15 protein-coding genes, 4 pseudogenes and 1 other annotated feature (1 of these 20 running past the window's edge) are annotated in these 21,904 nt (G+C 42.7%); of the genes and pseudogenes, 2 read left to right on the top strand and 17 right to left on the bottom strand.

Going from position 1 to position 21,904, the window contains the following annotated elements; genetic code table 11:
- Nucleotides 1-140: a binding site (T-box leader), on the top strand (it extends 104 nt beyond the left edge of the window).
- 119 nt (nucleotides 141-259) lie between these two features.
- The 11 genes and pseudogenes from FNL97_RS10360 to FNL97_RS10400 all read right to left on the bottom strand — a co-directional run bounded on the left by FNL97_RS10360 (nucleotide 260) and on the right by FNL97_RS10400 (nucleotide 11,044).
- Nucleotides 260-514 (bottom strand): hypothetical protein, encoded by a 255-nt coding sequence (locus FNL97_RS10360; RefSeq protein WP_015863711.1) that lies wholly within the window; start codon nucleotides 512-514, stop codon nucleotides 260-262.
- Between the two features lie 545 nt (nucleotides 515-1,059).
- Nucleotides 1,060-2,322, bottom strand: coding sequence for a PTS ascorbate transporter subunit IIC (gene ulaA, locus FNL97_RS10365; RefSeq protein WP_062678837.1), 1,263 nt, complete (start codon nucleotides 2,320-2,322; stop codon nucleotides 1,060-1,062).
- A 142-nt stretch (nucleotides 2,323-2,464) separates the two neighbouring features.
- Nucleotides 2,465-2,731 carry a PTS sugar transporter subunit IIB gene (locus tag FNL97_RS10370; RefSeq protein WP_017435971.1) on the bottom strand — a complete coding sequence of 89 codons (267 nt, stop codon included), beginning with the start codon at nucleotides 2,729-2,731 and terminating at the stop codon, nucleotides 2,465-2,467.
- 26 nt (nucleotides 2,732-2,757) lie between these two features.
- Nucleotides 2,758-4,818: a BglG family transcription antiterminator gene (locus tag FNL97_RS10375; protein ID WP_143415733.1), complete on the bottom strand. Its 2,061-nt coding sequence runs from the start codon at nucleotides 4,816-4,818 to the stop codon at nucleotides 2,758-2,760.
- 261 nt (nucleotides 4,819-5,079) lie between these two features.
- Nucleotides 5,080-5,876: pseudogene (locus FNL97_RS10380) on the bottom strand (transposase); the annotation flags it as partial.
- On the bottom strand, nucleotides 5,857-6,075 hold the full coding sequence (locus FNL97_RS18885; RefSeq protein ID WP_502707721.1) for a transposase: 219 nt from the start codon (nucleotides 6,073-6,075) through the stop codon (nucleotides 5,857-5,859). The gene FNL97_RS18885 and the pseudogene FNL97_RS10380, both read right to left, overlap by 20 nt.
- Nucleotides 6,076-6,347: 272 nt before the next feature.
- Nucleotides 6,348-7,642: pseudogene (locus tag FNL97_RS10385) on the bottom strand (MFS transporter).
- Nucleotides 7,643-7,838: 196 nt separating this feature from the next.
- On the bottom strand, nucleotides 7,839-8,282 hold the full coding sequence (locus tag FNL97_RS10390) for a MaoC/PaaZ C-terminal domain-containing protein (RefSeq protein WP_143415734.1): 444 nt from the start codon (nucleotides 8,280-8,282) through the stop codon (nucleotides 7,839-7,841).
- A 274-nt stretch (nucleotides 8,283-8,556) separates the two neighbouring features.
- Nucleotides 8,557-8,967, bottom strand: a pseudogene (locus FNL97_RS10395) (carbohydrate ABC transporter permease); the annotation flags it as partial.
- On the bottom strand, nucleotides 8,888-9,109 hold the full coding sequence (locus FNL97_RS18015) for a hypothetical protein (RefSeq protein WP_153016841.1): 222 nt from the start codon (nucleotides 9,107-9,109) through the stop codon (nucleotides 8,888-8,890). The gene FNL97_RS18015 and the pseudogene FNL97_RS10395, both read right to left, overlap by 80 nt.
- Nucleotides 9,110-9,298: 189 nt before the next feature.
- Entirely contained in the window at nucleotides 9,299-11,044 is a 1,746-nt protein-coding gene (locus FNL97_RS10400; protein WP_062678832.1) for a cache domain-containing protein, read from the bottom strand.
- A 231-nt stretch (nucleotides 11,045-11,275) separates the two neighbouring features.
- Here FNL97_RS10400 and FNL97_RS10405 point away from each other — a divergent pair, with 231 nt between their 5' ends.
- Both FNL97_RS10405 and mscL read left to right on the top strand, forming a co-directional pair.
- Nucleotides 11,276-12,607 (top strand): APC family permease, encoded by a 1,332-nt coding sequence (locus FNL97_RS10405; RefSeq protein WP_062678831.1) that lies wholly within the window; start codon nucleotides 11,276-11,278, stop codon nucleotides 12,605-12,607.
- Nucleotides 12,608-12,826: 219 nt separating this feature from the next.
- Entirely contained in the window at nucleotides 12,827-13,183 is a 357-nt protein-coding gene (gene mscL, locus FNL97_RS10410) for a large conductance mechanosensitive channel protein MscL (protein WP_286173562.1), read from the top strand.
- 90 nt (nucleotides 13,184-13,273) lie between these two features.
- On the opposite strand, the gene FNL97_RS10415 is transcribed toward mscL, so the two are convergent.
- The 6 genes and pseudogenes from FNL97_RS10415 to FNL97_RS10440 form a co-directional block, all read right to left on the bottom strand.
- On the bottom strand, nucleotides 13,274-14,971 hold the full coding sequence (locus FNL97_RS10415; protein WP_143415735.1) for a ScoMcrA-related endonuclease: 1,698 nt from the start codon (nucleotides 14,969-14,971) through the stop codon (nucleotides 13,274-13,276).
- Between the two features lie 713 nt (nucleotides 14,972-15,684).
- Nucleotides 15,685-16,821, bottom strand: a complete 1,137-nt coding sequence (locus FNL97_RS10420; protein WP_143415736.1) for an IS110 family RNA-guided transposase — start codon at nucleotides 16,819-16,821, stop codon at nucleotides 15,685-15,687.
- A 314-nt stretch (nucleotides 16,822-17,135) separates the two neighbouring features.
- Nucleotides 17,136-17,762 (bottom strand): arylformamidase, encoded by a 627-nt coding sequence (gene kynB, locus FNL97_RS10425; protein WP_143416316.1) that lies wholly within the window; start codon nucleotides 17,760-17,762, stop codon nucleotides 17,136-17,138.
- A gap of 397 nt (nucleotides 17,763-18,159) precedes the next feature.
- Nucleotides 18,160-19,444, bottom strand: a pseudogene (locus tag FNL97_RS10430) (IS110 family RNA-guided transposase).
- 170 nt (nucleotides 19,445-19,614) lie between these two features.
- A complete protein-coding gene (gene kynA / locus FNL97_RS10435) occupies nucleotides 19,615-20,472 on the bottom strand; it encodes a tryptophan 2,3-dioxygenase (protein ID WP_143415737.1) in 858 nt (285 codons plus the stop codon).
- A gap of 63 nt (nucleotides 20,473-20,535) precedes the next feature.
- Nucleotides 20,536-21,891 carry an amino acid permease gene (locus FNL97_RS10440; RefSeq protein ID WP_286173563.1) on the bottom strand — a complete coding sequence of 452 codons (1,356 nt, stop codon included), beginning with the start codon at nucleotides 21,889-21,891 and terminating at the stop codon, nucleotides 20,536-20,538.
- Nucleotides 21,892-21,904: the final 13 nt, after the last annotated feature.

The following is a 21,904-nucleotide window of genomic DNA, read 5'->3' on the forward strand; positions in this document are numbered from 1 at the left end:
TGCAAAGCTGAAACATAGTAAGCTTTGACGGGTTGTCCACCGTTATAATGGAATGCGTATGATTGTACGTGATGGAGAGCCGCATGATTTTTACATATGCGGAATAAGAGTGGTAGCGCGGACACAAACCCGTCCCTATATGTAGGGACGGGTTTTTATATTTTTGGCAGCACCAGTATCAATGACCATATTATCAATCAACTTGGACCTTCCTCGATAAACAATTTCTATCAATGTAAACAATAACCCATCGCGATATTCAATCTGCATAACAAAATTTCCCTCTCAGGCCAATCGTTCCACGAACTTTTAAGACAATCTCCTTGTGACTAGTGTGATAAACAAGCTGATCCCCTTTTGATTGCAGTAACTCACGAGTTGCGTCCTCATCCGAAACCGTTCCAATGACAGCCACCTCTTCAATGATCTCCTGATCCCCCTGTAAACGAGACTTCAATACTTGTAATTTCACAAATTGGTTCGGATACAGTGAACGCACTTCCTGCCATTCCATCTCCATCACCTCAACTTGTTCTTTCAATTTGATTATATCACTACCCGAAAACTGAAAAAAGAATAGGTGCCCATGAATGCAATATGCATCACCATATGTTAGATTTGATAAGGAAGCCATTTTCTCAACGTCATCAGATCCTAATCCTAGAGAAGGTTGGAACCCTAGAAGAATTGCTTCCGATTATTACTGTTAATACAATTTTAATGTTCTCCGTAATCTTAAAAAGCCAGTCATTATTAAACTTTGTGATTAATTTTGTAGAGAACAGGAAATTTGAAACTGGGCGTTTAACAACGAATATTTCTTCAAGTCTCTAGAGAAGATCAAATGTAGTGCAAAAAGTCTAGTAGCTAGATAAAAATAATAATGTTCTTGTTCTCTATATCAAAACACAAAGTTTATACGAAATATACTACAATTCACCAATCTTCCTCCATACGCAACCACATATGTCAATATATTTCTGATTCTTAAAAAACACAAAAAGAAACTGACTTCAGATCGCCGTATTTTAGCGACGTTGAAGTCAGATCCTTTCAAGATTAGGAAAACAGCTTGATTAAATATCCTAACAAAATCCCCACAATCCCAAAATCCGAATCTCCGAACGTCGTTCCTTCAAACCCAAGAGAGCCAAGTACTGGGAGTAAGAGCGCTGGCAAGAACGAAATTAAAATTCCGTTGGCAAATGCCCCGAAAATGGCGCCTCGTCTGCCGCCTGTGGCATTGCCGAATACGCCAGCAGCGGCTCCGGTGAAAAAGTGCGGAATCAGCCCAGGAACAATCACTTTTAAGCCGACGAGCGGCAAGATAAACATGGAAATAATCCCCGCGGCAAAGCTCGATAAAAAGCCGACGATGACAGCATTTGGGGCGTAAGGAAATACGGCCGGACAATCGAGCGCCGGTTTGGCGTCTTGCACTACTTTATCCGCAATCCCCTTAAACGCTGGAACAATTTCGGCAATGAGCATCCGTACTCCTGCTAATACGACGTATACTCCTGCGGCGAATGTAATTCCTTGCATAAGGGAGAAGACAAGGAAGTTCACGCCGCCGCTTAACTCTTTCTCTATAAACTGCTTTCCGGCAAATGGGGCAACAATAAAGAATAGCAGAACCATTGTTAATGACATCGCAACCGATGTATCGCGAAGAAATCCTAATGATTTCGGCACTTTAATATCTTCTGTGGATTGCGCTTTGTTCCCAAGCCGTTTTCCGATCCACGCCGAAGTAAAATAGCCGATCGAGCCAAAATGGCCTAAAGCGATTTGGTCCGTGCCTGTAATTTGGCGCATATACGGCTGCAAAATCGCCGGCATCAACACCATCAAACTTCCAAGAATAATAGAACCAATGATAACAAGCGGAATGCCAGTAACCCCGCCCGTGGCAAACACAGCGGATATTAAGCACGCCATAAATAACGTATGATGCCCTGTTAAAAAGATATATTTAAAAGGTGTAAATCGAGCGATGAGGATATTGACAATCATTCCAAATAACATAATCATCGCTGTTTCTTTTCCAAACGTTTGTTGGGCAATGGCAACAATCGCTTCGTTGTTTGGAATGACTCCTTGAATATGGAACGCTTTTTCAAACATTTTCCCGAAAACGTTTAACGAGCCGATTAGAATGTTGGCACCGCCGCCGAGAATGACAAATCCCATAATCGTCTTTAGCGTGCCGGAAACAATATCAGGAAAGCTTTTCTTTTGCAGCAACAAGCCAAGGAACGCAAACAATCCGACTAAAATCGCCGGCGAGCCTAATATATCCTTCATAATGAGATCAAACATCGCACACTTGCCCCCTCTTTATTCATAAGCTTTAGGAATATCATTTTTCTATCTAAAAATCTCTTTCTTGTTTTCTCATTCTTTCGTATACTTCTAAAAGGAAGGGTTTTTTCTTTTATGCAGGCAACCGCCTGCTTTTTTATTACAAATGTTTCTGTAGCACGGATCTTAGTTCATCAAGGTCAAGAATATTTGTCAGTTTGGCAACGTTGCGCGTGCCGTCATCCAGTACTTCCACTAAATCTTTTGCCCCTAAATATAAATCTGCTTTTTCTGTTTTGCTTGTGGCTAAATCAGTATGAGAAACTTCGGCTTCAATTCCCAGCTCTTTTAACACGTTTTTGACATTCATTTCGATGATAAAGCTGCTTCCAAGTCCATTTCCGCAAACGACGAGAATTTTTTTCATTTTTTGTACCTCCTTGATTTGATTTCTTATTCATGCGAATATGCTTCGATCAATGTGAGCACTTCTTCTGCCGAATCGGACGAGAATAATACACCCATATTTTCTTTGTTGGATAACAATTTTGTCAGCTGCGATAGCGCTTTTAAATGTGTTTCGTTATCAATGGCGGCTAAAACAATTAACACATACACTCGATGTTCTTCCTTTTCGGAGAAAAGGCAGCCGTTTTTGATTTTAAGAAAGCTCATCCCTATTTTCTTTACTCCCTGTTCCGGCCGGGCATGCGGCAAAGCGACTCCTGGTGCAATCACGATGTAAGGTCCCAATGTCATCACATTGTCAATCATTGCTTGAATATATTCGTTTGTAATATAACCGCCATCCAATAACGGTTTAGCAGCAAGCGCAATCGCTTCTTTCCAATCATCTACCTCTTCAACAAATTGAATGTGATGTTTTGTAAGCAAATCTTTCAACATCGGTTTTTTAAAAATCTCCTTTCTTTGACTTTGACTAATATATTCGTGCAGTTCTTGAATTAACGCTTGTTCATTGATGATCGTCGCGTGTTTTTTAACGATTTCCAATAATGCTTCAACGGATAGAGTTCTCGTCTCGGAAAGTTCGTTTGTTTCTCTTAAAAGCAGCATTTTATCTGCCGCTGTTAAAATGGGACGAACCATATAAACGGGAACATCTCGCGGTTGTAACGGAATGGTTGTAACAACAAAATCAACATGTTCCAAAGAATAAGCCCGATATTCTCTTACAGAGATAATGTTAACGACATCAACGGCTGGTAATAGTTCTTCAATTTGTTTTTGTAAAATTCTTGATGTACCAATGCCGCTTTCGCACACAATGAGCGCTTTTTTCCGTGTCGGGACAGATACCCCCTCTCTGTCAAGCCATCCACCGAAATGCATTGCGATATAAGCAATTTCATCATCGCTTACGGATTGACCGACGACGTTCTCCACATGATGAACAACTTTTTTCGTTAGAGTAAAGATATCATGATAATTTGCTTTGACAGATTGGGTTAATTCATTTTGCAAATGAAGACCATATTTTAAGCGGTAATAAGCTGGTTTCATATGAATCAATAAATTTTTTTCCAACTCTTCACGATGTTTGAATTGCACACAAGCGTACGTTTGAAAATCATCGACCATGTTTTTGACCATTTGTTTTAAAATGGCGATTTCATTGCTTTGATCGATTTGCTTATCGTCTGTGACTCTTAAACCTAAAAGGTAGGTTGTAAGATAACAAGTTTCGTCTTTAGGAACATTGATTTGGAAAACGTTTTCAATTTGAGTAATGATATAGTGCGCCGTTTTGTATTCCCGAGTCGACCGCAGCACTTCTTTTTCCTGCTCATCCATTTGAATGTATTTAGCACGAATCCATCGTTTTATAAAAATAGAAAGATAGATAGTTAATGTGTGAATAACGTCATTCGTATAACGAATGGAAGAAAAAGCTTCCGATTGGCGAATAATGTCGCTGATCGATGACGTGTGCCCTCTAAACAGTTCAGAATATAGTCGTTCATAGCCAACCGTTGCCAAAAGCTGTGCGACATGATAGACGATGGCTTTCCGTTTTTGCGTTTCTTCGCCTTTGATGAAGTATCCCTGTTTGCGATGAAATGCTAATTGCAATTGAAACGGTTGCCATTCTGATTTAAGTTCCTTGATATCGTTTAATAAGGTACTTCGGCTCACTCGAAGCTTTTCTAAAAAGTCACGCAAAAAGATCGAATGATTACGACTAAAAATCAATAATCCAATCCATGCTTTTCTTTCTTCTGAAGAATACTCGTAATGTCGAATCGGTTGTAGCGTTTGCAATTTTTTCGTCATTTGCTTTTTGATCTGATCGTCCAAATAAAAACCGAGATCGCGCACATTTTTTAGCGGCGAAAAACCTTGGCTTCGCAGCCAGTCATTTATTTTTTGGATATCGTAGTAAACCGTTCTCTTTGAAACTTGCAAGGACTGAGCCAGCTTGTCTGCAGTGACATGTGTGGAAGAACTAAGCAACATATTCAAAATTTGGACACAACGGGCATTGAGTATCATGTTGGAGCGCTCCTTCACTTCCATTGTGCAAACAATCATACTCATTAAGATGGAATCTAGACTCCTCTTACTATTCATTATATTGAATTTTCGACAAAAGATAAGCCCAAATGTTGTGAGCAGATTTGTGCAAAACATGGACTGATGAACAGTAAAAGAGGCTGTCTCAAAAGGTCGTTAAACCGACCTTTTGGGGACAGCCTCTGTTTCTTTTCTTTACTATTTGGTTATTTATTCCTTTTTTGAAATGAGAATTTCTCCTTATTTCTGAATTTTATGCTGTTTTTTCTTTGTTGGATCGGTGGTTGCCGCCCACTTTCTCAAATTGTGGGCAGCACAAATAAGCCTCCATTCTACGGTAATTTTTGGGAGCCCTCTTAACAAAAAGCGCTGGAATTGCTGGTTGTGCTTGATTTGCCCAAACACCGGCTCGTTTTCGGTACATCGCTGCCCCTTCCTCCGTGGACAGCCGTTTACGGATCTCTTGCCGTTGTTGTTGATTTTTCAAGGAAACGTGGATGGTTTTCGTGTCTCTGCCTTTGGCGCATGCCGCTTGAAACAGGCATTAGGCACAAGCCGTACAACGATACGTCCATTTTGACGGTAACGCACCCGTTGTCGGTCGTTTCCTTCCGTTCATACACAAACACCAACCGTTCCCCTTTGGCGCAAATCCACTCATCCAGTTCCTTATCATACGTCATGTTCTCGATTCGGCTGATCTCCTTCGCCCACGCTATCGTTTGTTCCCGGTCCAACGTGTTGTACTTGATCAGTGCGACCATCTTCTTTTTCTCGCAGTACGTGTAGTTCTCCTCACTCCCATAGGCGGAATCCGCAACGGCTCGTTTGGGCATTGGGCGTCCATAGGCGGACAATTGCTCCAAATGCGGAATGAAACACCTGGCATCCCCCGCCCGTTGATGCCCGCTAAATCCAACGATAAATTGATTTTCCGTTCCCATTTGTACATTGTATCCTAGTTTTAGCTGGTCGTTTTTCATGTGGTCATCCTTTATCTGCATAAAGGTCGCATCCCTATCCGTTTTCGAAAAACTTTTTCAACTGCTTGGCGATTTGGCGAGAGGAGTAGATCCGATTGGCATAGGCATACAGGATGACTTTCAACATCATTTTCAGGTGATAGGCAGGAGGCCCTACGCCGGGATAGAGGGAAGCAAACAGAGCCGGATCGATTTTTTTCCACGGCCAGATCCACGATCCGGCAAAGATGAGGTTTGGGAATAAAAATTTCAAGATTCATTGGCAAAATGAGTTGATCTCGGTTATGTAATAAACGTACATAAGAAAACCGTTCTTTCTTGGTAGGGTTGTGGTGACTCTATGATACCCAAGGAGGAACGGTTTTCTTCTTTTTGTTCAAAAAAGTGTTCCAAAGGCGAACGCTATGCGAACACTTTTGGGACATCCTTCGCTGTTGATGCAATGCGAAACGGTTTGTGCGCGGCAATGGGTAAACGCCCCTGCCCGAACGCAGGGGCGCCTTGCCAATTCAGAAGCGTGCCCGCTCAATCGATCGCCTGATGGGCGCGGTCTTGAAGCATTTTCACGCCGGCCAGCGAAATCAGCCCCATGACGACGATGTAGAACGAAATCGCGGTCGCGCTTCCATACGTATGCAAAAGCCACGTGCTGATGAGCGGCGCCGGCCCGCCAGCGATAATGGACGCCAGCTGATAGCCGAGCGAGGCACCGCTGTAGCGGAGGCGCGTCGGGAAGTTTTCCGCGATCATCGCCGCCTGCGGGCCATACAGCATGCCGTGGAACAGCATGGCAACGATCGTCGCCAAGAAAATGAGCGCAACGCTTTTCGTATTCACGAGCCAGTAATACGGGAACGCCCACAGCATGAGCAAAATGATGCCTGTCATGTAAACGCGGCGGCGCCCCCACCGGTCGGACAAATGGCCGAAATATACAATGGAAAGCGCATTGATGATTGCCGCGATAATTGTCGTGTTAACGAAAATGCTTTTTTCCATCTGCAAAAATGTCGTGCCATAGCTGACAATAAACGTGACAAAAATATAGAATGATCCGTTTTCGATCATCCGCGCGAGTGCAGACCATACAATTTCGCGCGGATGTTTGGCGAGCACTTCGCCGACCGGCATCTTGCTCGTTTCTTCTTTCGCCAATGCTTCTTGGAACAAAGGCGATTCAAATACTTTCAGCCGGATATACAATCCGACAGCGACCAGAAGAAAACTAATCAGAAACGGAACGCGCCATCCCCACGCATGAAAGCTGTCGCCACCAACCGCCAGCATGAGCGTCGTCACGAGCGAAGAAGACAACAGCCCGAACGGCACGCCCATTTGCGGCAGCGAAGCCATAAAACCACGCCGTTTCCCTTCTTCCCACTCCATCGAAATTAAAATGGCGCCGCCCCACTCTCCTCCGACCCCAATGCCTTGAATAAGGCGGAGCACTGTCACCAGCGCCGGGGCCATAGACCGATTTGCTCGTATGTAGGCATAAAGCCGATGAACGCCGTCGCCAACCCCATTAAAAGCAGCGTGGCGACCAATGTCGCCTTGCGGCCGATCCGGTCGCCGAAATGGCCGAAAATGGCCGCGCCGACCGGTCTAGCGATAAACCCTAACGCAAACGTCGTAAACGACTGCATGAGCGCCACATATGGATCGCTTTGCGGGAAAAATAATTGCGGAAAAATGAGAGCAGCCATCGTCCCATAAAGAAAGAAATCATACCATTCAATCGTCGTGCCGACCACACTGGATATCGCAGCCCGCCTTTTTTGGCGCTTTAATTCGGCCGGATCGAGCATCGATATCGCCATGAGCACTCCTCCTTCTCTTTTTGCCCATCATCACTAAGCGGAAAAATGAATGATAATGCTTTGTTTTTCATCGGGAGCGGCTCTGCTGTCCGCTTCTAATGAAAGCGCTATCAAAAAGTGTGGCTTCCTCCTGAAAAAACTGCCGTCCGCTATGGATCACATCCTTGACGACAATTCCCATTATGGTGGAATCTGTTCATCCATTGCCTTCACGGGCGACAAGCACGTGCACAATCGCGTCGACGACCGTTTCCCCATGTTGATTGACAATGCGTTGATGCACCGTGACCAGCCCTGCCGTTTCGCCCCGTTCCGTCAGCTGCTTCACTTCTGATTCGACGTAAATCGTATCGCCGATTTTCACCGGACGGACAAAACGGAGCGAGTCAATGCCGTAAAAAGCGAGAATCATGCCTGTCCCCATCACCCACAGCCCGGTCGCCGCCGACAGCGTCAGCATCCCGTGGGCGATGCGTTCGCCAAACTGCGTCCGCTGCGCGTATTCCCGGTCCATATGCAACGGATAAAAATCACCCGAAACGCCGGCAAACTGCACAATGTCCGTCTCGGTGATCGTCCGCCCGCGCGAACGATGGCGCTCGCCTACGGCATACGCTTCAAAAGGACGGTCAAAACGCAACTTGGATCACCTCCTCACTTGGCGTCAAAAAAATCCATCCATTCCCACCCCCTTTCAAGTACGCATTAAAATCATTTTTTGTAATTTTCTGTATATTTTGGATAAACCTTTTCTTTGAAAACGCCCTCTTTTCCGACGCCTGTCATTAGCATATGAACGACGAGCCGCCGATAGAACAGTACGTTCGCCGTTTTGTGTTTCGAATCAATGCCCTCACGCCTAATCAAAAAAGGATGCACGCACAACGGCATCCTTTTTCGCTTTTCCATTTCCATTATTCTTTCACCGAACCGGACGTCAGTCCTGACACAATGCGGCGCTGGAACAAGAGCACCATGATGACAAGCGGAATCGTAACGACAACCGTCGCCGCTGAAATTTCACCCCAAGGAATCGTATACTGTCCTTGGAACATGGCAATGCCGACCGGGACGGTTTTATATTTTTCCGCCGTATTGATCGTCAAGGCAAATAAAAATTCATTCCAAGCCGCAATGAAGACGAGAATGGACGTTGTAAACACCCCCGGCACAGCGAGCGGCAAAATGACTTTAAAATACGTTTGCATTGGCGTCGCCCCGTCTATCTTCGCCGCCTCTTCCAAATCAAACGGGATTTTGCGGAAAAAGGTCACTAACAGCCAGATCGACAGCGGCAGCGCAAACATCGTATAAGGAATAATCAATATCTTTTTGATTAACTATTTCTTTCTCTCGTGCCGCAAATTGATCAAATAGTTTTGGAATCTCATATCCTTGCGAATATGGTCCTGTCCAACCCATTCCAATTATTTTTAAAGATGACATTGTCACAATTTGAATATCCATGCAAAGTATTCCACCAAAGATTTTTTCTACTATTATTTATTTATTCGACCCTTGGAGCAGAATCCCTCTATATTAAAATTGTTGAACAGTTCCAGGCACTGTTCGCCTTATGCCCACATCAAATTTTTGTTGCGTGAATGATAATTTAAAATGATAATTTAAAAAGAGAAAAAGGACTGATCCTTTCACTCAGTCCTCCTGCTTTGAGGAAATCGGAAAAATCAAACACACGGTCGTTCCTTTTCCTTCTTCGCTATGGATCTTCATTTTGCCACCATGCGCTTCCACGATTTTAAAACTCACCATTAGCCCTAGTCCTGTCCCTTTTTCTTTGGTACTGTAGAACGGTTCACCAAGCTTGGCCATTCGCTCTTTCGGTATGCCGCAGCCTTCGTCTGTGATGCAAATGAGAATCGAATCTAGTCGTTGTTTCGCTTCGATCCGTAATATTCCGCCATTTGGCATCGCTTCAATGGCGTTTTTGATGATGTTGATGAACACTTGTTTCAATTGATTTTCGTCACAATAAAGCAGCGGAAGTTGTTCATCAACGAAATATTGAACCGTCACATGATGCAATAGCGCTTGTCCTTCGAGAAGCTTCATCACATGTTGTAACATTTCCGATACGCGGCTGTATGCTTTTTTTGTTGGATGCGGCTTGCCAAGCAATAAAAACTCATCGACAATTTCGTTTAATCGCTCTAATTCCGCTTCAATTATATCGAAATACGTCTGATTGCGTTCTCCCTCTTTTAAAAGCTGAATAAACCCTTTCAGTGATGTTAATGGATTGCGGATTTCATGGGCAACCCCCGCCGCCAATTCACCGACAACCGCCAGTTTTTCCGATTTTCGCAACAGTTCTTCCGACTGTTGAATAGAATCAATCATGTAATTGAAGCGCTTTGCGAGTATACCAATTTCCGTTCGATCAGTTTCGTCTGCGCGAACATGTTTTTCTCCTTTTGCGACCGCTTCTGCCACATCACACAACCGGCGAATCGGATGGACAATTTGATGGGCATAGAGCGCTGTTAAAAGCGATAAAATGAAAAATGCAGCAATAGAAGCAAACCAAAGTGCCTTTTCAAACAACACATAGGGTTTATAAATCTCCGAAACAGGCACTTGCGCAACAACACCCCATTGTAAAATCGGAATATACGCATAGGAAGCAAGCATCGCCACTCCCTCTGTATTGACGACTTCTTCATAGCCTGATTGTCCTCGAAGCAATTTTTGTACAACGGCATTTTCAGCAACATTATCGCCGATTCTCTTTTTCGATGGATGAGAAATAATGTTCCCATTGCGATCGACGATGAACGTATAGCCATGTTCACCAATTTGAAAACTTCGAACAATGGATCGAAATAGATTATTTTGTTCAATTCGCATCGATAAGTTGACGACTCTCTCCACTTCATTCTGTTCATTTAAAACAGGAACAGAAATGACGAGTAAATAACGTCCTGTATCTGCGGAGACGACATCGCTGAAGTAAGCTTTTTTCGTTCGCAGCGCTTGTTGGAAGTATTCGCGCTTACTTAAGTTATAGTTTAATAGATGCCTCAAGTCCTTAGGATAAAACCCTTTCACATATCCGTTCGAATCAAATATTGTAGCACTATCAATGTAAGGAGAAATTTTAATAATATGTTCAAGCCCTTTTGACCATTGCTTGGCATCGTTCACCCGAAAATGCGGATCGTCTTGCACGTATTGCTCAAACTTATTTAAATCCTCAGCAATTTGAACAATTTGTTCTTTCATTCGCAAAACGGTTTTATCCGTCATGTAGCGATATTGTTCTTTGGTGATTTCCGGCAAAGACATCCGAGCAATCATAAACATTAAAGCTAGCAAAGCAAAAATAACGACTAAATTAATGATATAAATTTTCCAAAAAATACGTGACCGTATCCAATTCATTTCCCTGCGACTCCCTACATCATTCGTTGTAGATTTTTCCTATACCATTTATACCATGAAAATTATGACATGTTTCATCGTGTACAAAAAACTCGTTCATGTCAAGATGTCAAGAAATGAAATTAATTCTCTATAATATTTAAATTTTTAAAAAATAATAATTTACTTACTCTTATGCTATAATGATCCTGTACTCATAGAAAAAACATTTGTCTTTTTGAGGTGAACAAAATGGAGCAGGCTGAATTAAGAAAAAGCATTGGCTTTATCGTTGCAACATCTTTAGTCATCGGCACGGTCATCGGTTCCGGCATTTTCATGAAACCAGGAGTTGTCATCGCCGCCGCTGGTGATTCGACAATGGCCCTATGGGCATGGGTCATCGGTGGCATCATTACATTAGCGAGCGGGTTAACGATCGCAGAAGTGAGCGTAAAAATTCCGAAAACCGGAGGGCTATATGCTTATGTAGAAGAGGTGTACGGAAAGTTTTGGGGCTTTTTATGCGGATGGATGCAAACGATCATCTATGGCCCAGCGGTGATCGGAGCGCTCGGATTATACTTCGGTTCCTTATTTGCAGGGGTGTTCGGTTTTTCAAAACAGACGGAAACATGGATCGGAATTTTAGCGGTTCTTTTTCTTGCGCTTATTAACATACTAGGAACACAATATGGCGGAGCTGTTCAAAGCTTGTTAACATTAGCAAAACTGCTTCCGATCTTCCTTATTATCGTGTTTGGAATGGTTCAAGGAGATGTGCCTGTGTTCGGAATGGAAAGCGAAAGCAGCCAAGCAATCAGCATGGGCGCTGCCGTATTAGCGACGCTTTGGGCGTACGACGGCTGGATGAACGTCGGGTTTGTGGCGGGCGAAATGAAAAATCCAGCGAAAACATTGCCAAAAGCCATTATTACTGGAATTGTCATTGTCATGCTCTGCTACTTAGGCGTTAATATCGCGATCCTTCACGTACTTCCTGCTAGTAAAATTGTCGAGCTTGGCCCGAACGCCGCAAAAGAAGCCGCAACGTTACTATTTGGTGATGTAGGCGGAAAAATAATTGCGATCGGCATTTTAATTTCCATTTTCGGTTGTTTAAATGGAAAAATTTTAACATTCCCACGCATGCCGTTTGCGATGGCAGAAAACGGACTGTTTCCTGGCGCTCGTTTCTTATCACGCGTTCACCCAACGTTTCACACTCCTGTTCAAGCAACCGTTTTGCAAGTAGCGATCGCTGTGGCGATGATGTTAATGACGAGCCCAGACCGCTTGACCGATATCGCCATTTTTAGTGTTTTCACATTTTACAGCTTAGCGTTTTACGCTGTATTTTTGTTGCGGAAAAATCAAAAGTCCGATCATTCGTTATATAAAGTGCCTTTATATCCTGTAACGCCTATTGTTGCGATTGTAGGAGCGATTTACATTATTGGAAGCACCGTCATCGCTCAGCCACTCGATACTTTTCTTTCTGTGTTAATCACATTATCCGGAATTCCTATTTACTGGAATCTTGCCGCTAAACAAAAAAATAAAACGGCGAAAAAAGCAAGTTGAACGCCCACCTACACCCTAAAAATGCATTTGGCGAACAGTGCCTAGCACTGTTCGCCTGTTTCAGCTGCGAGAAGCCTTGACTTTGTAACCAATCATTTATTTTTGATACATATTGCCATCAATAAGAGTTAAAAAATGGCCGTTTTTTGCTGAAACGTACTAATTGACATTCACTTAATCCTTTAGCACATTGATTATATGTTTGCGATGCGCTGAAATATTGTCAACTTAGCCATCGGGGTAATTATTGGCGAGGCATTCAACAAAATCGTTTCTTTCCTCGTCAATGACATGACTATGCCGATGATTGAGCTATTGCTTGGTGGCATCGATTTTAGCGGCTTATCCTATAAAATCGGTAAAGCTGATGTGAAATATGGAATGTTTATACAGACAGTCGTTGACTTTCTCATTATCACGTTTTCGATTTTCTTGTTCATGAAAGTGTTAAACAATTGTATCACCTTAAAAAAACAGGAAGAAAAAAAGGAAGCTCCGCCAGCCTTAACAAATCAAGAGGAACTTCTTATGGAAATTTTCGATTTGTTGAAAAAGCAGCAATTGGAAAGAGAATAACTCAATACTATAACAGAGTCTTCCCCTCGGTTAAAGGGACAGGCTCCGTTTTTTGGCGAAGAGCGACAGGTACTGTTCATCAAGATAATGTTAAACCTCAAACAGCCTAATTAGCACGTTTTCATCACCACGAATCAATATTTCTTCATAATGAGTCAAAGGATTATCTGTGTATCTCCAATTTCGCGTATTTTTTTTATTACAATCCCATATCACACCTGTAGGCCAATTTTTAGGTATTTCTCTATTAAAGAAAACAGCGGCACCAAAAATTGGACATCCCCAATGCTTAGAAGCACCTGCAAATCCATGTTTTGCAAAAAGTACATCACCTGAATTGTCTTCACCAATTGGATGAAATTGATGCACTAAGTCTAAGATCACATCGATACCAGGATTTTTTAACCTTTCCTTCTTAATCCCAAATACATCATAACAAACTGCCATATAAAATTTCTTGCCTTTTAATTCAAACACTCTTGAATAACTATCTTCTAAAGATAAATAGGAATCTGCCCCATCAATCTCTTCAAAATCGGTTGGATAAAACTTCCTACCAATGGCTTGTAATCCATTCCTTGTAAACAACACGGCCATTTGATCCAAGCCGCAACGCCCATCTATTCCCAAGCAAATAGCCATATTACTATTTAACTTTTCCAAATATTGTCCAATAACTTTATTGAGTCTTGCATATAAGGTTTTAGGATCATTGCTCGTCTGATAAAAACCGGCAGGTAGCAATATCAAGTCCGCTTTTTGATCCAATTTATCTATAAGTTCGAAAAGCAGACGAGTTCTACTCTCATTGGTATAGTGACCATCAGATTGTAAACAAGCTGTAGCAATTCGAACTTTTTCACTGGATTTATTATTTTCTTTTTTTTCAGTATCAATATTTAAAACTAGTGACTTGAATAATTCGACATCCTCTTCCTTGTTTGGATCAAGTTCACACCAAGTGTAATCCAGCAAAGATATGCGAACCGTAGGTTGTAACCCTTTAATCAAAGGTAAAAAATCCCTCAGAGTATCATACCAAGCCCTTTGTTCATCCCTATCATGAGGGTTATTATCCTTAGACATTATCTTTTCACATTGTTCAATCCACTTATTAACGTTAAATCCTGTTTTTAACCCTTTTGGATAATGGGTTAACGATATTTTTCTCGCTTCGGAAAAATGTTGAGATTCATCAAGTTCAACCACAAATCCTGGCTGAGGTATATATAGGTCACAAGACTTTAGAAATTTGCTCCTAACAAAACTTTCATTACCTCTGTAATTCTTTAATGCATTATAAATAGCCGCTAAGTCTTTATAATAACTCTCATGGATATAATCCTCCAACCGGGCTTTGATCTCCATCTTATGTTCGATCTTGACATTTCCGAAAATAACTCTAAACATATCGATTATCGTATTTTTACATTCGCTGCATCGATGATTATGCTTGTTCTTCATCCCCCCTTTACTTCTTGCTACATGACAATCTTTATTATCTTTTTCGGGTCCGGTCTTAATTTTAGACGGCGCTTTACTTACAATTTTAAACCCCAGTTTCTCTAGGAAGTTATTCGTCTCTACCCCACCACTAAATTCCCAAGGTTGCAGCTCTTTTCCATTTGCATATTTATTTGCTAGGGATAAAACATATTTAGGCGGATACAGTCTATTATTATAGGAAAGTTGGAATTTCGTTGAATTTCTACTCGCTGGTATACCATTTTCATCAATCTCTTTAATTGCCATGAATACATGATCCTTTTTTATATTGTCAGGAATCACTTACCCTTACCTCCCTTAATAACAGCCCTATACCTTCTCTCACAGTCAAAGCGATCCCTTTTCACTCACCAAAACTATACATAGTTTTAATAAAAAATCCTGTCGAAACTTGCCGTAAAAAACAGAAGCCTTACAGCTTCTGTGTCTAGAAGCTGGATCAAAACATCGCTTCTGAGTGATGTTGAGTCAGCCTCCTGCTTAAATGTGCTTTTTTATTCTTATCTACTTGACAGGGATCACTTCAAACGTTAATGCATCCGTAACTGTCATCACCAGTGTCCCCTTTTCTTCAAAGGAGTAGCCACCGCTAAACTTCTAAAACAATTACGTTCTTTTGGTGAAAAGTTGAGATAATTGTGAATGAGAAGCTAAAAAATTATAATTGCACACTAATTTTCTCAATTAGCCCCTTCATATCACCAAGATTGCGTAAGAACCATTTTACCATCGGATTTAACAGCTGGTTTAGTTTGCAACCAAAACAAGTTCAAAGGAGAACAATTGTATAAATGCTGTAAATCTTTGTTAAGGATATAGATAGTATGGAAAGATTATGCATTACCTTTTGTTCTGTGAAAATCAATGAAACATGGTCGAATCGGTATACCCCACGATCAAATTGGATACCCTGTTAATGACCAAAAACGGCAATAAGAAAGCAGAGTTACCTTATTTTTAGGTATCTCGTATAGTTCTTCGTCTTTTTGGTTATATTAATAGGTTGGCTGTTCTCGAAACGGTTCTTTTCGAGAAAGCATGCAGTAAATGATTGTAAGCATTCGGTGCGCCATCGCAACGAGTGCTTTTTTCTTTCCCCTGCGTGCCGCCAGTGACCAATATTTCGCTGCCAATCGTTGATTCCTGCATCGAGATAACGCCCACGCTGTCTCACATAACGCGGATTTGATATGGGGATTTCCCTTCATCGTTCGGGTACTTTTCCGTTTCCCTGCACTTTCATGATTCCCTGGAGCCACTCCAGCCCATGAAGCGAGGTGTTGCGAAGTTGGGAACTGTCCCATATCGACTCCGATTTCAGCGATGATCACGGCAGCGGTTTCTTTTTTGACTCCCGGTATGGTCACAAGAAGCTCCATCTCTTGTTTGTAGGCTTGTAAGAGTTGGTCGATTCGCTCTTCGATTTCTCGAAGTAAGCTTTCCAACGATTCGATATGCTTCCAAGATTGGCGAATCATAAACAACTGATGCTCGGTCAATGTTCCAAAGAGAGAATCTTGAATTTGTTGTCTTTTTCCTTTCATTCTCCCATGAATGCAGGCATCAATCTCTGGTTCTTCGATATATCCTTGTTTCATTAGGCGTTCAAGTAGTTTTCGCCCAGATACACCAAATATGTCCGAAATGACAGAACTTAACTTGATATTCGAACACTCTAACACTTTTTGTATCCGATTTTTCTCAGCGGTCAATTGCCCAATCCACTTTTTCCGTAAACGGGTCAAATCTCGCAATTCCCGAATGTCCGCAGGCGGAACGAAACTCTTCTCGATCAGCCCATAACGCAATAATTTGGCGATCCATTCGGCATCGGAGACATCTGTCTTTCGACCGGGGACATTTTTGATGCGCTGGGCATTAGCGAGAGTAATGTCAAAATAGTCTTCCAAAATGTTGAACACGGGTTTCCAGTAAACACCGGTACTTTCTATCGCAATATGAGTGACCCCACGATCTTCTAACCATTTCAGAAGACGAAACAAATCTTTCGTGAAAGTAGGGAATGTTTCGATTTCCTTTTGAATGTGATCTTCTTCTCCAAGAAGGGCACAAACGACAATGGTTTCGGCATGGACATCTAATCCCGCACAACGATGATAAAGAACATCCATGATTCTTACTCCTTCCATTGATAAATTCGCAAACAGTGAGTCCACTTGTACGTTAGGCATTTTTCTGTTCGTAGTCACCTTTTCACATGAAAAGGGCTCACAATGGGTGGAACACCAAATGGACTCAAACAGTTTTTTGCACAGGGTCGAACCACCATTAAAAAGCACGTCTTTCCAAACTGTTTGCGTTCATCCTCCATTATGGAAGGAGAGATGGATTTTCATGCCTGGGTGGGGAGTAAAATTTATTCATGGATGTTTTTTGCGCAAAACTTTATTCGAAAATAATTGAGTGTAATTAATAATATTTGATGTTACCCCCTCTTTTTTAATACCGCTCTTACCGGGCTTCCATCAGCTTCTGCAAGCGGAAGCGGAAGGGCTATCAGTTCATAGTCGCCTGGGGCAACATGATCAAGGACAATACCTTCTAAAATATGGATGCCATGACGAGTCAATTCATGATGGGCAGGTAACTCTTTGCTGTCCAAAGGATCGACGGACGGCAGATCCACGCCAATGAGCCGAATGCCGCGTTCGGAAAGATATGACGCTAATTCTGGTTCGATATGGGGAATGGCTTCTGGGAAGACCGTACGGTTTTTCCAGAAGCCTGTATAAATTAATAGGCGTGTTACTCCTTCTAAATTTACACTTTGCAATTCGTCTACTCCAATCTTTGTCTTGTTTGGCAGATAGATGACCCGGGCTGGGCCAATGTATATATCCAAATCCAGATCAAGCACTCGCTTTCCTTCATTATCAAAATGAAAAGGGGCATCAATATGTGTGCCTGTGTGGGTGCTCATCGTGATTTGACCTACATTGACGGACCCGCTTTCCTCTTTGCTCCAATTTACACGGTAGGAAAAAGGAGTATCCCCTGGCCATACAGCAACTTTTTCATCCAGCCGTTGAGATATATCAATCCATGCGTTCATCATTTTTCCTCCCTCTATAAATGTTGATATATCAAGGTTTCTTGGCATCTTAGGGGTGCCAAAAAAATATTTTTCGACAAAACTCATCACATACTTTTGAATTTTTGTCGATATCTAACAGTCCATGGGTGCGCTTCGCGGCCACTGGGTATTTTTGTATTTTTCACTCCAGTGGTGGATGTGTATGTGATGCACATTGGATCTCTGCACAACTGATGAGGACGAACCCTCCTATGTCTCTGGGCATCCTTGTGCCAACATTCCTTCGTTCAGTCTCTTCACCAGACAGAGGCCGGCTAAGCTCCTTAAGGGACTCTAGGTCGAATGGATGAAATTGTGCCAGCTTCTCCGTGTCATCTGGTTGTTCAGACAGTTCTTTTTGCGAAAGAAGGCGACTCTAGGCTGCCTGTGCTTGGGATTGGGAAAAGATATCTTGAATCATTCGTTCCCCATCAAATGCTTGCTGTTTCACACAAACCGCGTATAGTACTTTCAATAGCTTGCCACATAACACGACGATCGATTGCTTCTTACGCAACAGGTTGATTGGGCGTGTCGTATAGTACTCGTGCAACTGACGGAAAGCCTCATTATGGCGAATCAATGGCATCATCACCCGAAATAGAAGGGCGCGTAGCCGTTTTCGTCCTCGCTTCGAGATTCGTTTTTGCCCCTTGTGTTGCCCTGACGAGTTCCCCTTCAGTGTCAAGCCCGCCAATTTGATTAGTTGCCTCGAATCTTGATACTGGGCAAAGCTTCCGATTTCCGATAACAGTTCAATGATCGTCGCATCTCCTAGCCCTGGGATCGTTTGGAGCCATTCGTATTCGGCGGTTGTTTGAGCGAGTGCCGTCAACTCTTCTGTGAGGGCTGCGATCTCTTGTTCCAATTGGCGATATCGGCGGACAAGCGTGGCGATTTCGATACGGGCCATCTGTTGTCCTTCCGTTATCCCAATCGAATGGCGGGCCACCTCTAACAGCTTTTGCACTTTCGGCTTCTGTGGGCATTTTAGCCTCTCGCTTTGCCGATAACGCTCCATTAGCCCCTCTACCGTCTGATTCGCAATGTCCATCGGAAATGGCGTTTTCTCTAACACCACCAATGCCATTTTGCCAAACGACGGAAACACCTGCACAAACTCAGGAAAATAACGATCGAGCCAACGAATCATTTGATTTCGGACGGCATTCAACTCTTTTGTCAACGACTCTCGAAACGTACTTCCTGCCCGCAATTCCGCCTCCACCTCATGGAGAATACGTGGATAGCTAAAGCGTCCGTCTTTGACCAGTTTCGCAATGACAAGAGCATCTTTGGCATCATGCTTCGTTGGCAAGTTGTCGTCGAGCTCTTTTGACCGTTTGACATGCATCGGGTTGACCATCACCAACGGGATCCCCTTTTTCCTCGAGGAAGTAGGCGAGGTTCAAACAGTAATGTCCGGTCGGCTCGATTCCGACGATGACTTCGGTTTTGCCAAATTCCTTCATCGCTTCTTGTATCGATGCATAGAACTGTTCAAATCCGGATCTCGATTGAATCACAGGAAACGGCTTCTTCAGCACCCGACCTCGTGCGTCAACCATTGATGCATAATGTTTTTGTTTGGCAATGTCCATTCCAATCACTAACGTTTGGTCGGTGACTTGTTCAATTTTGCGATTTTGTGTACAATTCATTGTATAGTCCTCCTTGGTCTGATGTTAGGTGTTTGTTGACACCCCTGCATCATACCAAGAGGGCTTTTTTCTTTCAAGTCCCCGAAAACCTTTCTAACAGGAATGCTCCTTATTCATTTACTCAACATGAAAGGAGGCCTTTTCCCAGCCCCCTGCCATGCATACAATTATTAAAGCTTCGTTCTTAAAGTCCATAATTCAGGGAAGAAATGCTGATCAAGCGTTCTTTTTAAATAAGTAACGCCTGATGAACCGCCCGTTCCTTTTTTATGGCCAATAATTCGTTCAACCGTACTCATATGGTTATAACGCCATAATTGTTGTTGGCTGCCAATGTCCACCAACTTCTCGGCCAGCTCATATAAATCCCAATATTGATCCACGTTCCGGTAAACAGTCAGCCATGCTTCCTCTACACTGGCATTTGGCTGATAGGTTTGAGACCAGTCTCTGTCAAGAACTTCTTGGTCAATTGGCAATCCTCGGGCTGCAAGCGCTTTAATCGCCGCGTCATAGATGCTTGGCTCATGAAGCGCTCTTTTCAGCTTTTCATAAATCTCAGGATCATGTTGGAAGACTAATAAAGTATGAGCATTTTTATTTCCAAACGCAAATTCGATTAAACGGTTTTGGTAGGACTGGAATCCGGATGCATGCCCCAATTTATCGCGAAATTCCATGTATTCAGCAGGAGTCAGCGTGGAAAGGACGCTCCAAGATTGGATTAACTGCTGCTGAATTCTGGATACACGTGAAAGCATTTTAAAAGACGGTTCCAAATCGTTGCGGAGAATACATTGAATCGCTGCGTTCACTTCGTGCAAAATGAGCTTCATCCAAAGTTCGCTTGCCTGATGAATAATAATAAACAGCATTTCATCATGATGATCGGACAATCGTTGTTGGCTGGATAAAATTTTGTCGAGTTGAAGGTAACTTGCGTACGACATTTCTTTTTGGAAATCTGTATGAATCTCTTCCTCTAATCCATACTTGGAATTTGTTTCATTATTATTGACGTTCACCATTGCTGTCATCCTCCTTTTTTTCATTCCCATCCATAGCTGCCTTCTATTAAATTTGCTATGACGCTATTTATCTATGTTAACGTCACTTCCAGAAAGTTGGAGGGCGTCGTTTGTTGTATGATGCATTGCATTTGTTTTTTTCCAAATAAAATAAGCAACCGAAAGAAAGATTAGCCACGGAATTCCAAATTGAAGCATGATTTTAAATTGCGTAAACCATGTCGTAATCATCAAGCTGAGCAATAGAACGCCCCCTAAAATCGTCAAATAAGGAAAACAGATCATTCTTACTGGTAATTTGCGTCCCCCCATTTGCTTCCACTTGCGGCGGAAAAATAAATGAGAAACGAAAACCATCAGCCATGTGAAAATGGCACCGAACATGGAAATCCCCATCATGACCGCATAAGATGTCCCAGGAACCAGCGCCGAAACGACGGCAGCGACGACAATCCCAAGTGTAGAAACCGTAAGAGCGTTTGTCGGAACCCCTTTTTTACTTACCTTTCCAAAGAAAGCAGGCGCATATTTTCCTCGTGATAATGAATATATCATCCGCGTTGATGCATATAACTGGCTATTCATAGCTGATAATGCAGCCGTTAAGACAATAAAGTTTACAATTCCCGAAGCACCAGGGATATTCAAGATTTCCATTACTTTGACAAATGGACTTTTATCGACTCCAGCCGATTTCCAAGGAACGATCATTAACATGATGGCCATTGTCAAAACATAGAAAGTCGACAAACGGAATACGGTTGCTTTTAATGCTTTCGGTACCGCTACATCCGGATCTTTCGCTTCACCTGCTGTAACCGCTATCAATTCTGTCCCTAAAAAGCTGAATAGAGAGATAAAGATGGCTACCCACATTCCCCACCAGCCAAACGGCAGAAAACCGCCATCGTTTACAAGATTTTCGCTTCCTATTCCCGGCTGATCAGATGCTCCAAATAGAACATATGCACCAAGGAGAATGAAAAGCACAATCGCACTAACCTTTATCATGGAGAACCAATACTCAAAAGTAGCAAACGTATTGACACTCGTAGCGTTGACATATATCAGCACACCGCCAAACAACAGGATCCATACGATTCCCGGAACGTTTGGAAACCAGTATTTCATATAGACGGCAATTGCACTTACTTCTACTCCAACAGCAAGTACATTCGCTATCCAGTACGAATAGCGAACAATAAAACCTGCATAAGGATGGATATATTTTTCAGCAATCGTCCCAAAAGATCCTGAAGTAGGATGGGCAACCGTCATTTCCGCTAAACATCCCATTAGAAGCAATACGATCAACGCGCCTATCATATAACTAATCAACACGCTTGGCCCGGCAGTTCCAACAGCAAGCCCGCTTCCAAGGAACAATCCGGTGCCGATTGCACACCCCATCGCAATCATGGTAAGCTGACTG

The sequence above is a fragment of the Geobacillus sp. E263 genome (genome assembly GCF_007197795.1).
In the GTDB taxonomy this organism is placed as follows: Bacteria; Bacillota; Bacilli; order Bacillales; family Anoxybacillaceae; genus Parageobacillus_B; species Parageobacillus_B toebii.

Coding starts and splice junctions, on each gene's coding strand:
- kynB (WP_143416316.1), bottom strand. CDS start 17,762: ATGAACGCATGGATTGATATATCTCAACGGCTGGATGAAAAAGTTGCT.
- kynA (WP_143415737.1), bottom strand. CDS start 20,472: ATGGTGAACGTCAATAATAATGAAACAAATTCCAAGTATGGATTAGAG.
- FNL97_RS10420 (WP_143415736.1), bottom strand. CDS start 16,821: ATGGATGTTCTTTATCATCGTTGTGCGGGATTAGATGTCCATGCCGAA.
- FNL97_RS10360 (WP_015863711.1), bottom strand. CDS start 514: ATGGAATGGCAGGAAGTGCGTTCACTGTATCCGAACCAATTTGTGAAA.
- ulaA (WP_062678837.1), bottom strand. CDS start 2,322: ATGTTTGATCTCATTATGAAGGATATATTAGGCTCGCCGGCGATTTTA.
- FNL97_RS10405 (WP_062678831.1), top strand. CDS start 11,276: ATGGAGCAGGCTGAATTAAGAAAAAGCATTGGCTTTATCGTTGCAACA.
- FNL97_RS18015 (WP_153016841.1), bottom strand. CDS start 9,109: ATGGATATTCAAATTGTGACAATGTCATCTTTAAAAATAATTGGAATG.
- FNL97_RS10400 (WP_062678832.1), bottom strand. CDS start 11,044: ATGAATTGGATACGGTCACGTATTTTTTGGAAAATTTATATCATTAAT.
- FNL97_RS10370 (WP_017435971.1), bottom strand. CDS start 2,731: ATGAAAAAAATTCTCGTCGTTTGCGGAAATGGACTTGGAAGCAGCTTT.
- FNL97_RS10375 (WP_143415733.1), bottom strand. CDS start 4,818: ATGATACTCAATGCCCGTTGTGTCCAAATTTTGAATATGTTGCTTAGT.
- FNL97_RS10440 (WP_286173563.1), bottom strand. CDS start 21,891: ATGATTGCGATGGGGTGTGCAATCGGCACCGGATTGTTCCTTGGAAGC.